We start from the raw sequence: 15,348 nt of genomic DNA on the forward strand, positions 1-15,348 counted from the left end.
AGGAATGGTTATGTCACATACATATACAACGTTTTCACAGAAGAAAAATGACCAAATGCTGGAACCGATGTTTTTCGGCCAGCCGGTTAACGTGGCACGCTATGATCAGCAAAAATACCCTATTTTTGAAAAACTGATTGAAAAACAACTGTCATTTTTCTGGCGACCAGAAGAAGTTGACGTGTCGCGCGACCGCATTGACTATAATGCATTGCCAGAACACGAAAAGCATATTTTCATCAGTAATCTGAAATACCAAACGCTGCTTGACTCTATTCAGGGTCGCAGCCCAAATGTGGCTCTGTTGCCATTAATTTCAATTCCTGAGTTAGAGACTTGGGTAGAAACGTGGGCATTTTCTGAAACTATTCACTCACGTTCTTATACGCATATTATTCGTAATATCGTAAATGACCCTGCCATCATTTTTGATGATATTGTTGAAAATGAAGAAATTTTAAAGCGTGCAAAAGACATTTCTGGTTTTTATGATGACCTAATCGAAATGACTAACTACTACCATATGTTTGGTGAAGGCACTCATAATTGTAATGGCAAGCAAGTCACCGTTTCTCTACGCCAACTTAAAAAGCAACTTTACCTGTGCTTAATGAGTGTCAATGCCCTAGAAGCCATCCGTTTTTATGTTAGTTTTGCTTGTTCATTTGCTTTTGCTGAGCGTGAACTGATGGAAGGGAATGCAAAAATCATCAAGCTAATTGCGCGTGATGAAGCGTTGCACCTAACCGGTACTCAACACATGCTTAACCTATTGCGTTCAGGTCAAGATGACCCTGAAATGGCAGAAATTGCAGCGGAATGTGAACAAGAATGCTACGACTTGTTCGTACAAGCAGCGGAACAAGAAAAAGAGTGGGCTGATTACCTATTTAGTGAAGGTTCAATGATTGGTTTAAATAAAGATATTTTATGCCAATACGTTGAATACATTACTAATATCCGTATGCAAGCAGTAGGTTTGAAATTACCTTTCGAAGGGCGCTCCAACCCGATACCATGGATTAACGCATGGTTAGTTTCAGATAACGTACAGGTCGCACCTCAAGAAGTTGAAGTTAGTTCTTACCTAGTTGGTCAAATTGACTCTCAAGTCGATACCGACGACCTGAGCGACTTCGAACTGTAATTATGGCTAGCCATAAAATCACCCTGCGATTAACGCAGGGTGTTCAAGTCCCCTTCCATACTGAAATCCATTCGTGTTTATTGGAAGCTCTCGAAGATAGTCGTGTTCCTGTCGAATATCAATGCCGTGAAGGCTACTGTGGTTCATGTCGTGTGATGTTATTACGTGGAAAAGTCGGCTATAAGCGTAAACCTTTGGCATTTGTTCAAGAAGGTGAAATATTACCTTGTTGTTGCCACCCGCTTTCTGACATTGAAATTGGTTGATAGTTTAATATCGTTAGCGATTGCATGGTAATTGACTTTCCATGCAATCGCTTTTCATCTTATGAGATTGCTATCGGTTTATAGGTAACCATATAAAGCGGCAAATACCCAGCCAAATACGCAAGAGACGCCCACCCCAATTAACCCCGGCAAGATAAAACTGTGGTTGATAACAAATTTACCGATACGTGTTGTTCCTGAGCGGTCAAATTGAATCGCTGCAAGGTCACTAGGATAAGTTGGTAAAATATAATAACCATAACAAGCTGGCGCAGAAGCAATAATATAAGCAGGGTCAACACCAATTCCTAATGCGATAGGCACAACCGCTGCCAATGCCGCTGCTTGTGAATTAACGAATTTAGACACCAATAGTAAAATAACCGCATATGCCCATGGGAAATCCTTAACTAAAGAACCAAGTGTTCCTTTGATCTCATCCATGTGTGCACCAAACATGGTTTCAGCCATCCATGCGATACCATATACCGCGACAATAGCAATCATCCCTGAGCGGAAAACTTCATTCTTCGATATTTGCCCTGGATTAGTTTTACAGATGATAATAATTAGCGCTCCTGCCAATAACATAAACATCTGGATCACTAATACCATAGAAAGTGGTTTACCATTCACTAGTGGTCTTAATTCAGAAAAAGCGCCTAATAATGCAACGACTGCAATAGATGCTAGGAAAATCCACATCGCTACCCAATTAATTTTAGGCAGTTTTTTATCCAGTAATGTCACACTGTCACCATATACATAATCATGGTTTTCAGGGACAGAAATAAACTCTTGGAATACGAGGTCTTTATCAAGATCTTTCCCCCTAAACCAACTAAAGATACCAATAGCTAAAATACCTAATAATGTTGATGGGATAGTAATGGCCAATAAATCTAGAAATTCAAGAGATTGCCCGTTTATCGTCACCCCATTTAACATTGCAACGAGTGAAACAACAGCCACTGATACAGGGCTAGCTATAATCCCCATTTGTGCACCAATACTACTTGCAGCCATTGGTCTTTCTGGACGAATATTGTTTTTAATCGCTGCATCATAAATGATAGGTAAAATAGTATAAACAACATGCCCTGTACCACACAAAATGGTTAAAATGCATGTCACAAATGGTGCCACAATAGAGATGTATTTAGGGTTTTTCCGTAGTAATCGTTCTGCAATTTGCAGCATGACATCTAAACCGCCTGATGCTTGTAACGTTGCTGATGCGGCAACAACAGCAATGATAACAAGCATAACATCAACAGGCGGTTTTCCTGGCGGTAAGCCAAACCCAAAAACTAAAATTACGAGACCAACACCACCCAAAAGCCCTAACGCCATCCCACCTTTTTTTGCTCCGTAAAACAAGCAAACAAGGATAATGGCAAGTTGTATCATGAAGTCCATAGTTTCATCCTTTATAGATATGTCTGCCTATATTATCCGGATGATTTATATTCATTAATTTGATTTATGATAATTTCAAAATCAATTTAATTTTATTTTTTATGCTTTTGTTATAGCCCCATCACACAATTCACCTTAAGTAACTGCCATACTGCCCAGTTAATTAGTCTATATAGAAAAATCAATTAATTACCCTCTATTTTTTAACATATGCCTCCTCTTTGAATTTACGTTTATCTCTCATTATTTTTTCATTTAATTAACCTGTATTTATTTAGCCATTCTTTTAGTCTCAACTAAATTTAAGGTGTAAATATATATATACACCACCTGTAATTTACATTTGACAGCGCACGTGCAATCGCATAATCTGCTGCACTTATTAATAAATTAATTTCAATTAGAGGAACTTGTGAAGAATCGTACGCTTGGCAGTGTGTTAATCGTTGCAGGAACAACAATAGGGGCTGGGATGCTGGCAATGCCACTTGCTGCTGCAGGTGTCGGTTTCACAGGCATCGTCTGTTTGCTTGTTGGTTTGTGGATGTTAATGAGCTATACCTCATTACTATTAGTTGAAGTATATCAACATAACCCAGCCAACATGGGATTAGGGTCTGTTGCTAAGAAATATCTAGGTCCCACAGGGCAAATAGTAACTGGCCTCAGTATGCTGTTATTAATGTACGCCTTAACGACTGCATATATTGGTGGTGCCGGTGTTCTAATTTCAGACAGTTTTTCTTCATGGTGGGGTATTAACATTTCGACGGATACTGCCATTATTGCGTTCACAATTATCGGTGGTGCGATTGTCTGCATAGGCACCCACTCTGTAGACTTTATTAATCGAATTTTATTCACTGCAAAAACTGTTTTTTTAGTGATTATGTTAGTCGTAATGATGCCCCATGCCGAAGCTATTAACTTAAGCACAATGCCTGTTGAAAAAGGCCTACTTCTTGCTGCCGTACCCGTTATATTCACTTCATTTGGGTTCCATGGAAGCGTGCCTAGCTTGGTGAACTATATGAATGGTGATGTGCGTAAATTACGTATGATTTTTATTACGGGTAGTGCTATCCCACTAGTCGCCTATATTCTGTGGCAAATCGCAACGCTTGGGTCAATTCCCTCTCATACATTTATCGGGATCCTTGCGCAACAATCTGGCCTAAACGGGCTACTGACTGCAATCCGTGATGTTGTGGCTACACCCCGTGTAAATATCGCTGTTAGTTTATTTATGGATTTAGCCTTAGCGACTTCCTTTTTAGGTGTTGCCCTTGGCCTATTTGATTATCTTGCCGACCTATTTAAGCGCAGTAACCACCTATTTGGTCGCATTCAAACAGGTTTATTAACCTTCATACCGCCGCTGTTAGCTGCCTTATTTTTTAGCAGTTTCGTGCAGGCCTTAACTTATGCTGCTGTTGCACTGTCTGTTCTTGCGCTGATTATCCCTGCGCTCTTAACCTTACGGGTGCGTAAAGTTGAAACGCAAGGTGAATACCAAGTTAAGGGTGGCACACCAATATTAGGTTTAGTGCTACTTTGCGGTATCGCTGTCATCGCTATCCAATTTGCTATTGTTGCTGGTTTTTTACCAAACGTTGGGTAAGCTCTCGATAAAGTAAAAGACTTCAATATCATGCCATTTGAAGTCTTTTACTCAGGATTGAGTTTTATTGTTATTACCTTTATCCATTAACCCAATCATTCATCATTCCTATATTTTACTCTGCGTTAATACACCTCTTAAAATTTACCTCCAAAATATCACTCCTTATCAGTAAATAATACCGAGCAGACAACTTTGTCTGCTTATTCTATTGTGGTGTAGTGACGTTACTGCTTGTTATCATTGGCTGCCAATAAGGATAATTGGATGCAGAAAAAACGGATATCTACTGCACATGATGCCGCTTTTAAAGGCTTTATGACGAAAATTGAGAATGCCCGAGACTTTTTTGATATTCACCTCCCTAATCATATTAAGTCATTATGTGATTTTAATACGCTAGCCCTAACTAACTCTTCATTTATTGATAAACAACTGCGCTCACGTTTATCCGATGTTTTATATTCAGTGCAAACAACCCACGGAAAAGGTTACCTTTATCTTTTAGTCGAACACCAGTCAACCCCAGATAAACTTATGGCTTGGCGTTTAATGCATTATGCGTTTTTAGCGATGAACCAACATCTGCAACAAGGTAATAAGACGCCCCCTCTTGTGGTGCCAGTTCTTTTTTATCACGGTGGGCGGTCTCCATACCCCTATACGCAATTATGGACGGATTGTTTTACACTCCCAGATATCGCTAATGGGCTATACACACAGCCATTCCCATTGGTAGATGTCACGGTAATAGAGGATAGTCAATTGGTTAATCATCGGAAAGTCGCTGTCATGGAGCTGGCGATGAAACATAAGTATTTACGGGATGAATTTCAGCAAGTTCTGCCGCTCTTGGCACAGGCACTTAATCAACACTATAATAGCGATAATGATATCGTGACTATCTTGAATTATTTGTTCATTGCGTTGGACTCCACTAATTTCGAACATATTGTGCAGGCATTGGGGGAGCAAACCGAAAAACATAAGGAAACTATAATGAATATTGCACAGCGGTTACAGGATAAAGGCCGCCAAGAAGGTCTACTTGAAGGCATTGAGCGAGGGCGAGAAAAAGGGCGTGAAGAGGCAACAATTGTTTTGGCGAGTAATTTACTTAAACAAGGGGTTAGCCTAGAAATTATTATGGAAAGCACGGGGTTAAGCCGTGAAGTACTGGTTTCATTACAGTAACCCTCTAACAGCTATTAGTATGTGCAATGTGAGCAACATCGTAATAAATAAGCTTAGTTATTATTTTGTTTCAAGCGGCTTTTAAATAAAGAATATTTATGATAATAAAAAATAAGGTGGAATTATCAGTTCCCAATCTAAGGGGTTAATCCCGGATTAGGAACTGATTAAAATACGAGAAAAGTTTTAAAATGAAAGCCCTGCTCCCACATACCAACCATCTGCAACTTTATCACTGTTGTTGCCATGGCTACCTTTCATTTCAATTAACCGATACCCAGCATCAATAGATAGCGGCTTGAATACCGTGTAACGTGCGCCCGCTTTAGCTTCTACGTACGATTTGCTACCTGATGTCAGTTGCTCAGGAGCACCATAAGCTTCACCATAAATATTTAATGAAGGCAAAGCTTGCCAATTTACCCCACCACCAACAGCTAATGCAGCACCATTACTATTGTTATCAGGCGATAAATATAACCCTTTACCACCAACATGAGCAGAAAAAGGCCCAATTGGCAAACCAAATGTAGCGCCGAGGCTCCCCATTTGACCATCATGGTCACTGCGCGCCCAAGAACCATTAAACGCTAAACCGGCATTTGGGTTACCCAACCCAGCGGACAATTCCGTAAAATGTTTACCTGCTTGAGCACTAACTGAAACTGCCTGTGCAGTACCAACAAAAAATGGCGACATGGCCGCTGCTAATAACAATACTTTGCGCATTATCTTATCCTCTTCAAATTATTACATGCGGATACTACGCGAATTTTACGTAATCCTCAGTCTTTATTACTCAGATTTACTCAAGCTATACATAAAATACGACAAATTCTCAAATAATTTTATCAAATCAAAGGTATATCATTCAATAACAGTAATATGAATACCACTATTGCCATGTTAATCACAGTAATTGGTCATATTAATTAGATTATTAATACCATGGTAATTATACTGGTTTATAGGTTCATTGTAGTAATGATTTTATTTTTTTACAAAAGATTAACTTATTAGTTAGGTTTGTGTAGTCATTTAATCCAGAATTAGGAGTATTTTGATGAAAAAGAAAGGGCTTACTACCGCTTCTGGCGCTCCCGTCGCCAATAATAATAATGTCATGACCGCGGGTAAACGCGGCCCTATGTTATTACAGGATGTTTGGTTTTTAGAAAAACTAGCTCATTTTGACCGTGAAGTGATCCCAGAAAGACGCATGCATGCAAAAGGTTCAGGCTCATTCGGTACCTTTACGGTGACACATGATATTACCCGTTACACAAGGGCAAAAATTTTCTCACAAATTGGAAAAAAAACCGAAATGTTTGCCCGCTTTTCTACCGTTGCAGGTGAGCGTGGTGCCGCAGATGCAGAACGTGATATCCGAGGTTTTGCACTGAAATTTTATACAGAAGAAGGTAACTGGGATATGGTTGGTAACAATACCCCAGTTTTTTACTTCCGTGACCCTTTGAAATTCCCTGATTTAAACCACGTGGTTAAGCGCGACCCACGCTCTAATTTACGTACTATGGAACATAAGTGGGCATTTTTCTCTCAGTTACCTGAATCTTTGCACCAATTGACCATTGATGCGAGTGATCGAGGCATCCCTCAAAGTTACCGTCATATGCACGGTTTTGGTAGCCATACTTATAGCTTTATCAATAGTGATAACGAGCGATTTTGGGTCAAATTCCATTTCCGCTGCCAACAAGGCATCCAAAACCTCTCTGATGAGCAAGCAGAACAATTAGTCGGTAAAGATAGAGAAAGCTCACAACGTGATTTATTTGAATCTATTGAAAAAGGTGACTTTCCTCGCTGGAACTTACAGGTTCAAATCATGCCTGAGAAAGAAGCATCGCAAGTTCCTTATAACCCATTTGACCTAACTAAAGTCTGGCCACATAAGGATTACCCATTAATTGATGTTGGCTATTTTGAACTTAACCGTAACCCAGATAATTATTTTTCTGATGTCGAACAAGCAGCATTCAGCCCAGCAAATATCGTCCCGGGTATTGGTTTCTCACCAGATAGAATGTTACAAGGGCGTTTATTCTCTTATGGCGATGCGCACCGTTACCGCCTTGGCGTCAACCACCACCAAATCCCTGTAAACGCACCTCGCTGCCCATTCCACAATTACCATCGTGATGGAGCTATGCGTGTGGATGGCAATAGTGGCAATAATGTCACTTATGAGCCAAATGAAGCAGGCTTATTCCAAGAACAACCGGATTTCAGTGAGCCGCCATTATCTATCGAAGGTGCTGCTGACCATTGGGATCATCGTGAAGACCAAGACTATTTCAGCCAGCCTCGCGCCTTGTATGAACTACTGGATGATGCAGAACATCAAAGAATGTTTAAACGTATTGCGGGGGAACTGATTGACACAACAGAAGAAACCCAAATACGCCAAATTGGGTTATTTAAACAAGTTCACCCTGAGTATGGTGCAGGCGTGGAAAAAGCATTAAACGCTCTGAAAAAATAATTCGCTTGAGTGGCAGGAGAATCCCTGCCACTTTTTAATGACTAAACACTGCCTTTGTATATAGCCAGTGTTTTACTTGTTGGCGAGAAACTTTGATCCCGCCAGCTTTCAGCTCAGGAGCTAAATAATAAAACGCTGTAGGATATTGATAGGAGGCGAGTTTATCTTTCAACCAATCTGCCAGTTTATTTAAATCCGTTGTTTCATTAATTTCAATGACTGCGACTGGCCGTTGACCAAATTGTTCATCATCAACAGGAATAATAAAACTTTGGCTGACATCAGGGTGAGAGTTTATGACGGATTCGATATCTTCTGGTTGAATATTTTCACCGCCACTGATAAATAAATTGTCTAATCGACCGAGTATCTGGTACTCACCTTCAGTAAAAGCGCCTTTATCATTGGTTTTAAACCAGCCGTCAATACAGTTTAACGGCTTGACCTCACCATCAAACCAATACCCTATTGCTTGGCTATCTGCCTTGATTTGGATTTCATCATTAATAATACGTACTTGCTTACCTTTTAATGGTAAGCCGACACCTTTTTTACCATTTGCACGTTTAGCACAAACAGTGGATGCCATTTCAGTCATCCCATAACCACTCCAGCAAGCAATTCCGCGGCTTTCTGCTAAATCTGTGAGTGTCGTAGGTATCATCGCCCCCCCAACAAAACTTCTTTTAACACAAGCTGACTGGCAGTTTCTTCGTTTAACAAACGCCATAATTGTGTTGGAACTAGGGATGCGTGCGTAACATCCTGCAAGGCTTCGGCCAATGGTGAGGTTTTCAACGCTAAACTGCCCCCTTGGAGTAGCCAGCGCCAAATAATACCTTGTCCTGAAACATGAAATAGCGGCAAAGAAAGCAACCAACAATCCGCTTGTTGATAACTCATCACACTGACAACCCCTTTTGCACTACATAAGTGGGCAAATACACTGTGAACGACGGCTTTTGGTAAGCCGGTTGAGCCGGAAGTTAATATGAGTGTTGCGGGTTGTTCTAATGTGGTCAAAAAATCAACTGTCTGAAAAGCATTATCATCAATAAAATGATAATACTGCTGATAATCTAAGTTTCGATACTCAGCTAAGACACCTGATTCACCAGTAAAATCAATAGCAGCACTCACATCAAGGTGTGGCAATAGTTCCCCTAATAACCTTTCTGGTAGACGCGGGTTAAGAGGCAACACCCTTGCACCACAAGCAATAAGAGCTAACTGGCTTAGCAACAATTCGACAGAGTTTTTACCTCGTAAGACAACACATTGCCCTTGATTGACCCCTTGCATTGAAAAGTAATTGGCAAGGTCGGTGACCTGTTGGCTTAAGGCTTTCCAAGTAATACGCTCAGAATCCGTCAATAATGCGATTGAGTCGGGGTAAAGATTGGCCCAATGTTGCCAAGGCCAGTCATTAAAATGGATTAACTCTGCCATACGACCGTTAATTCATCGAGTTGCTGAACAGCTATTTCGCACTGGGGCCAAGGACGGATCAATTGCGATTGGATCAATGAAACGGTGTCCAAACCAGGAATAGTGTTTGGTGTTAACCACTGTGCAACACGCGCTAATTGTGTTAAACCAAAACTGCTTTCAATGGATGAGCTAATCACAGCTTGTAAGCCTAAACGATGCGCATCCTCAACTAAAGAGCGGCAATAATTAAGGCTACCCGTCAATGTTGGTTTAATCACAATTGCCGCAACCCCTTCCTGCGCTTCGACTTTAAAGCCGTCTTCACGCACGCTTTCATCCCAAGCAATGTTAATCCCCGTATCCATTGCAAATTTCAACGATTCTTCACGGGTTTTACAGGGCTCTTCCAAGAATGCAATACGGCTTCGATAGTCAGGATTAACATACTTAGCAAAACCGTCAGCTTTCGCACGAGTCCAGCTCCGATTAGCATCTAAACGCAATTTAAGCTCGGGTACTGCCTCTAATAATAGGTTAACGACCATCCCATCACGTACCGCTTCATATAACCCAACCTTGACCTTAGCCACCTTTTCACCATCCATCGCATCAAGGCTTAGAATTAAATCATCGGGGTCACCACTGCATAAAGGAGCTTTGCGATAATCCGCTGACTCAGGTAATTCACCAGTCAATTCTGCAAGTGCACAACTGCAACCAAATGCAACAGAAGGCAATAGACTTTCAGAAATTTTGCCGTGTTTTATCCATTCATTCAATCGAACAATAGTTTCGGCGGTTGCTTGTTCTAATGTTTCTGAACTGAACTCTGGTAGAGGGGAAATCTCCCCCCAACCTTCGTTATCGCCCTCTTTTAAGCAGACTAATAACCCATCACGAGTTTTTAAACGCTGATAACGAAGGATGACGCCTGCCTCCATTGGCAGGCTGAACGAATAGAGTGTGGCTTTACGCATTATGGATTACGCTTATATTTAGAAAAGTCTGGCGCGCGTTTTTCGTTAAAAGCATCGCGCCCTTCCTGACCTTCATCTGTCATATAAAATAGCATTGTTGCATTACCCGCCAGTTCTTGCAGGCCAGCTTGACCATCACAATCTGCATTCAAGGCAGCTTTCAAACAACGTAATGCCATCGGGCTATTTTCTAGCATTTCACGACACCAGCGTACCGTTTCTTTTTCTAAATCGGCATAAGGAACTACAGTATTGACTAGCCCCATCTCCAATGCTTCCTGTGCATTGTATTGGCGGCATAGGAACCAAATTTCACGTGCTTTTTTCTGCCCAACAATACGTGCCATATACGATGCGCCCCAGCCACCGTCAAATGAACCAACTTTAGGGCCCGTTTGACCAAATATGGCGTTATCAGCCGCAATAGTTAAGTCACACATCATATGTAAAACATGACCGCCGCCGATAGAGAAACCGGCGACCATCGCCACAACTGGTTTTGGGCAGGTACGTATTTGGCGTTGGAAATCTAAGACATTTAAATGGTGTGTGCCACTTTCATCGCGATACCCACCGTAGTCACCACGAATTTTTTGGTCGCCCCCTGCACAGAAAGCTTTTTCACCCTCACCAGTTAAAATAATAGTGCCTATTTGGTCATCATAACGTGCATCAGATAATGCCTGGATCATCTCTTTCACAGTTTGTGGGCGGAAAGCATTACGCACTTCAGGGCGGTTAATCGTAATTTTTGCAATCCCTTCAGGAGATTTATGATATCGAATATCTTCAAACCCTGTAGAACAATCTTGCCATTCAATTGGCGCGTATAATTTTTCTTCGCTTGGATAAATCATTATCAGATTCCTTTAACCACATTGTGATAAAAAATGGTGAAGTGCAGCCGCATAACCTATTGGGTTTTCCCGATGAGCATTATGCCCTGCATTTTCAATCAGCGTTAACGGCAAAGCGTATTGTTGCGAAACGCTTCGAAACTTTTGATCTCTATCGCCACAGAAATAGCGATAAGGGCAATCCAGTTGGTGCAATTTGTCAGCCAAAAAAGGTTGCTTTGCTAATGATGTATTTTCTAACATATCAGCAATTCCTTGTGGACTATTTTGTTGGCGTAATAAAACTAACTGTTGGCGTTGCAGTAGTGATAAGTCAGCAAACACGTTTTGTTGATACCAGCTATCCAAAACTTGTTTCATCGGTTCGCAGCGAAAACGCTGTGCCCATGCAGCATCATTTGCTCTGCGCTCTACCCGTTCTTGCTCACTACTCAAACCAACATTCCCCCCTTCTATCACTAAGCCTAATAACCCCTTTGGCTGATGATAACAGGCAAAATGCATTGCAAGGCGGGCACCTAATGAATAACCAACTAGGTAATATTCATGGATTTGATAATACTGTAATACAGCACTAAGTTGTTGGTCAAAATGCAAAAAACCATGATTAGTTTCCGATTTCGACGCGCCGTGACCCGGCAAATTGACCGCTAATGATGGGTAGTTATTGAATTGCTCAATCACTGGAAGCCAATCATTTGCGCTGCCCAGTAGCCCATGTAACCACACTAACCAAGGGCCTGAAGCATTCGTGTGATAACGTTGAGCTGACAGCATTATAACTCCGAGATATCGCTGACTAATTGTTTTAAAGTACGAGCACCCTCATCGCTATCAACCACCAGTTCCACAAGTAATGTACCGTGCTGATTGTGCCAAAATTGCTGGATAGTCTCTTTCAACGAATGCCAATCCGTTGAGGCGCAGTACTGTAAACCAAACATTTTTGCGGCAGGTTCAAAACTCACGTTTTGCGGCATACAATAATAGTTTGTTCTTGCCTCTTCCGGTGTGGGCAACATAGAAAAAATTTGCCCACCATTATTGTTCACAATAATCAGAACAGTTGGTGCTGAAGGTGAACGTAATAATGCTAAGCTGTTTAAATCATATAATGCAGAAAGGTCCCCAACAATCCCGAGCGTTGGCCTTGCCGTTGCTCGCTGCACTCCCGCCATTGTTGAAATCAGCCCATCAATGCCACTTGCGCCACGATTACTATACACAGGGTAGTTCATCGGTAATTGAGCTAGAGCATCGACTAAGCGTACGATTAAGCTATTGCCAACAAATAACTGCCCGCGAGATGGCAATAATTCGGGCAACTGATGCGCTATGGCGGCCTCTGAAAATTGCTCGCTTAACTGTTGATGCACGTAGTGTTGTGCTTTCTGCGCTAAGGTAACAAGCTCCTCACACCATAAGCTGCGTGGTTGTGCGGGGTGGTTTTCTAACCAACCTTTAATTGAGCATGTTAATTTGCGACCAGTATGATTTGCAGGGTCTAAGCGCTGTGGAATTGTATCGATTACCCAGTATTCTTGTGGTTCACAACTCGCTTGCCACTGCAATAACCGTTTTCCTGTCAGGCTTGAGCCAAACTGCACGACTAATTCTGCTTGCTTTAAAATACGAATAGCATCGGGGTGTTGAAGCCATAAATCTGCGCAAGGGTAAGGTTGCCCTGTTTGTGATAATACATCACCTAATACTGGCCACCCCAATTGTTCAGCCCATTTAGTGACCTTTTCACCCTCATTTACATTCATTCTCCCAGCAATAACAACCCCTTTTTTCTGTCGCCAAAAATACCAATCAGCTACGAGCGCAACAGAATTAGTTAAGGGTTCACTTAGCCATGGATGATTTGAGTTCCACCAGTCACCCAATGTCTGCTGCCATTCATAATCGCCTTCACTTTCACCGTAAAGCGGCTCAGCAAATGGGCAATTAATATGAAAAGCGCCATGATGGAGTTGATTCATACCGTTATCCAGCGCTGACACCAGCCATTTGGCTGAAATATCGCGCGTTGGGCGCGGTAACATTAATGACTGAGCGGGATGTGAAGCAAAAATATGGGCTTGGCGAATAGCTTGGTTAGCACCACAATCAATTAATTCTGGAGGCCTATCTGCGGTCAGGAAGATAACTTTCTCCCCCGTTAAGCCCGCTTCAATTAATGAAGGATAAAGGTTAGCAACAGCAGTGCCTGAGGTGACAATAACACCAACGGGTTCATTGCTCGCTTTCGCTAAACCTAGGGCCAAATGCCCTAAACCACGCTCATCAAAATGCGTATGGCAGTGTAATTTTGCATTATTAATTGCCGCAAGAGTCAAAGGCGTAGAGCGTGAGCCTGGCGCAATACAAATATGTTTCATACCGTGACGAGCAAGCGCTTCAATAATCACTTCAGCCCAACGGATATTAAAAGCAGAATTAGACATAATATGCTCAGCAAATTATTAATTATCAATCAGTTTAAACTGACTAAGAAAAATTTCTTGATCTCAGGACAATTTTTGATGAACTAATTGAAAATAAAAAGAAAATAAAAAGAAAATAACCACTTTTATTTTATGGTTTTTCGTTATTTCCAAATAAAGATTTTAACCCAGCCGCTTTATTCTCTATTTCTATCCATTCTTGCTCAGGGTCTGAACCACTCACAATACCGGCTCCTGAATACAGAGAAACATGCTCACCTTCAATTTGTGCGCAACGTAAAGACACCGCAAACTCACTTTTATTGAGACTAATAAACCCACCTGTTCCCGCATACCAACCACGTGAAAAAGGTTCATTTTTAGCCAAAAATTGCCGCGCAACATTTCTGGGTAGCCCACAAACAGCAGCGGTTGGCTGTAAACGTTGTAAACAGTCACTATCAGAAGGCATGACGAGAGTTGCAACTATCGAACGGTAAAGATGCTGAATTTTTCTTAAACGAATGACTTTCGCACTAGAAACGTCGACCCCTGTCACTGCACCTTGTAACTGCTGGCAAATATCATCAACTACAACGAGGTTTTCATGTTGATTTTTTTTGTCTTCCATTAGCCATTTTGCATATTCAGCAGCAATGACATCATCAGGGTCATTTGCCACCGTTCCCGCTAAGGCTTCAGAATTAAGCTGCTCACCTTGACGTAGGTATAAACGTTCAGGCGTAGAAGAAATAAACCCTGAATGCTGATTAAAAGCCATCATAAAATGGTAGCAATGATGATTAACCTGCTGGCTTTTTGATAAAAGTTCAGCGACTGCAATCGGTTCAGACAGGGTTAATTTAGTCTCTCGTGCCATCACCACTTTTTCCATTTTCCCTGCTTTCATATCCTCAATTGCACAATTTAATAAACGGCACCATTCATCACGCATAGGAATATGTTCCTGCGCAATAATATCTGCTGTAAGAGCTAATGTCGTTTTAGCCGTTAACGTTAATTGTTGTACAAAACTGAGTGCATTCAGTCGGTCTTCTTCCCCATCTATATTGACGCTTATATGAACGGTTGAACGAAATCGATGGATCTCAAGACGAGGCAAAAAACAAAACGTGGCCTGTTGCTTTAAGGTTTCGGGAATACCTTCCCCGACTGCATTCCAACCATTTAGCCCCCACAAACGCATATCCGGGTTTTCAGGGTGTTGCGATAAAAAAGCTTGTGCATCATCAATCGAATGAAATGATTTCACCATTCCAATCGCGCTGCACTCCTGTGCGCCAGTTCTTTGATACCAATAGAACTGCGGATAACAGTTTTGCTCAGATAACCATGGAAGCCCTGGAAAAGTAAGTTGCCCATCCAGTTGCCAAGTAAGACGAGTATGCTCTTTCGTTTTGAGTGTCAATGTAGACAAATGATCCAAAATTTCCGTTATCACTTTATCAATTTTTTTATATGTCACTTTCGATCCCTACAG

Annotated in this window: 12 protein-coding genes and 1 pseudogene; 5 read left to right on the forward strand and 8 right to left on the reverse strand. The window is 41.5% G+C overall.

What is annotated here, in order from left to right; genetic code table 11:
• Window positions 1–10: 10 nt before the first annotated feature.
• The gene (gene nrdB, locus RB151_RS13170; RefSeq protein ID WP_042844414.1) at window positions 11–1,147 is read left to right on the forward strand and encodes a class Ia ribonucleoside-diphosphate reductase subunit beta; all 1,137 of its coding nucleotides are present in this window, start codon (window positions 11–13) and stop codon (window positions 1,145–1,147) included.
• Window positions 1,148–1,149: 2 nt separating this feature from the next.
• Entirely contained in the window at window positions 1,150–1,413 is a 264-nt protein-coding gene (yfaE, locus tag RB151_RS13175; protein WP_042844415.1) for a class I ribonucleotide reductase maintenance protein YfaE, read from the forward strand.
• Between the two features lie 78 nt (window positions 1,414–1,491).
• Here the strand turns inward: yfaE and RB151_RS13180 are convergent, their stop codons facing one another.
• Window positions 1,492–2,832 (reverse strand): anaerobic C4-dicarboxylate transporter, encoded by a 1,341-nt coding sequence (locus tag RB151_RS13180; RefSeq protein ID WP_071548181.1) that lies wholly within the window; start codon window positions 2,830–2,832, stop codon window positions 1,492–1,494.
• Between the two features lie 412 nt (window positions 2,833–3,244).
• Here RB151_RS13180 and tyrP point away from each other — a divergent pair, with 412 nt between their 5' ends.
• On the forward strand, window positions 3,245–4,453 hold the full coding sequence (tyrP, locus tag RB151_RS13185) for a tyrosine transporter TyrP (protein WP_042844418.1): 1,209 nt from the start codon (window positions 3,245–3,247) through the stop codon (window positions 4,451–4,453).
• A 267-nt stretch (window positions 4,454–4,720) separates the two neighbouring features.
• Window positions 4,721–5,647, forward strand: a complete 927-nt coding sequence (locus RB151_RS13190) for an Rpn family recombination-promoting nuclease/putative transposase (RefSeq protein WP_042844419.1) — start codon at window positions 4,721–4,723, stop codon at window positions 5,645–5,647.
• 186 nt (window positions 5,648–5,833) lie between these two features.
• Here RB151_RS13190 and RB151_RS13195 read toward each other — a convergent pair whose 3' ends face one another.
• The gene (locus RB151_RS13195; RefSeq protein ID WP_042844420.1) at window positions 5,834–6,376 is read right to left on the reverse strand and encodes a YfaZ family outer membrane protein; all 543 of its coding nucleotides are present in this window, start codon (window positions 6,374–6,376) and stop codon (window positions 5,834–5,836) included.
• A 334-nt stretch (window positions 6,377–6,710) separates the two neighbouring features.
• Here RB151_RS13195 and RB151_RS13200 point away from each other — a divergent pair, with 334 nt between their 5' ends.
• Window positions 6,711–8,153 (forward strand): catalase, encoded by a 1,443-nt coding sequence (locus RB151_RS13200; protein ID WP_071548182.1) that lies wholly within the window; start codon window positions 6,711–6,713, stop codon window positions 8,151–8,153.
• Between the two features lie 34 nt (window positions 8,154–8,187).
• Here RB151_RS13200 and menE read toward each other — a convergent pair.
• The 6 genes and pseudogenes from menE to RB151_RS13230 form a co-directional block, all read right to left on the reverse strand.
• Window positions 8,188–9,602 (reverse strand): annotated as a pseudogene (gene menE / locus RB151_RS13205) (o-succinylbenzoate--CoA ligase).
• Window positions 9,590–10,561: an o-succinylbenzoate synthase gene (menC, locus tag RB151_RS13210; RefSeq protein ID WP_042844424.1), complete on the reverse strand. Its 972-nt coding sequence runs from the start codon at window positions 10,559–10,561 to the stop codon at window positions 9,590–9,592. Before menC ends, menE begins: the two are co-directional and overlap by 13 nt.
• Window positions 10,561–11,418 (reverse strand): 1,4-dihydroxy-2-naphthoyl-CoA synthase, encoded by an 858-nt coding sequence (gene menB, locus RB151_RS13215; protein WP_071548183.1) that lies wholly within the window; start codon window positions 11,416–11,418, stop codon window positions 10,561–10,563. The genes menC and menB overlap by 1 nt, the downstream gene beginning before the upstream one ends.
• Before the next feature lie 12 nt (window positions 11,419–11,430).
• Window positions 11,431–12,195, reverse strand: a complete 765-nt coding sequence (gene menH, locus RB151_RS13220) for a 2-succinyl-6-hydroxy-2,4-cyclohexadiene-1-carboxylate synthase (protein ID WP_042844427.1) — start codon at window positions 12,193–12,195, stop codon at window positions 11,431–11,433.
• On the reverse strand, window positions 12,195–13,868 hold the full coding sequence (gene menD / locus RB151_RS13225) for a 2-succinyl-5-enolpyruvyl-6-hydroxy-3-cyclohexene-1-carboxylic-acid synthase (protein WP_042844428.1): 1,674 nt from the start codon (window positions 13,866–13,868) through the stop codon (window positions 12,195–12,197). The genes menH and menD overlap by 1 nt, the downstream gene beginning before the upstream one ends.
• A gap of 130 nt (window positions 13,869–13,998) precedes the next feature.
• The gene (locus tag RB151_RS13230; RefSeq protein ID WP_071548184.1) at window positions 13,999–15,333 is read right to left on the reverse strand and encodes an isochorismate synthase; all 1,335 of its coding nucleotides are present in this window, start codon (window positions 15,331–15,333) and stop codon (window positions 13,999–14,001) included.
• Between the last annotated feature and the right edge of the window lie 15 nt (window positions 15,334–15,348).

The sequence above is a fragment of the Providencia rettgeri genome (assembly GCF_001874625.1).
Lineage (GTDB): Bacteria > Pseudomonadota > Gammaproteobacteria > Enterobacterales > Enterobacteriaceae > Providencia > Providencia huashanensis.

Coding starts and splice junctions, on each gene's coding strand:
- yfaE (WP_042844415.1), top strand. CDS start 1,150: ATGGCTAGCCATAAAATCACCCTGCGATTAACGCAGGGTGTTCAAGTC.
- RB151_RS13195 (WP_042844420.1), bottom strand. CDS start 6,376: ATGCGCAAAGTATTGTTATTAGCAGCGGCCATGTCGCCATTTTTTGTT.
- menH (WP_042844427.1), bottom strand. CDS start 12,195: ATGCTGTCAGCTCAACGTTATCACACGAATGCTTCAGGCCCTTGGTTA.
- menB (WP_071548183.1), bottom strand. CDS start 11,418: ATGATTTATCCAAGCGAAGAAAAATTATACGCGCCAATTGAATGGCAA.
- nrdB (WP_042844414.1), top strand. CDS start 11: ATGTCACATACATATACAACGTTTTCACAGAAGAAAAATGACCAAATG.
- RB151_RS13180 (WP_071548181.1), bottom strand. CDS start 2,832: ATGGACTTCATGATACAACTTGCCATTATCCTTGTTTGCTTGTTTTAC.
- RB151_RS13190 (WP_042844419.1), top strand. CDS start 4,721: ATGCAGAAAAAACGGATATCTACTGCACATGATGCCGCTTTTAAAGGC.
- RB151_RS13200 (WP_071548182.1), top strand. CDS start 6,711: ATGAAAAAGAAAGGGCTTACTACCGCTTCTGGCGCTCCCGTCGCCAAT.
- menD (WP_042844428.1), bottom strand. CDS start 13,868: ATGTCTAATTCTGCTTTTAATATCCGTTGGGCTGAAGTGATTATTGAA.
- menC (WP_042844424.1), bottom strand. CDS start 10,561: ATGCGTAAAGCCACACTCTATTCGTTCAGCCTGCCAATGGAGGCAGGC.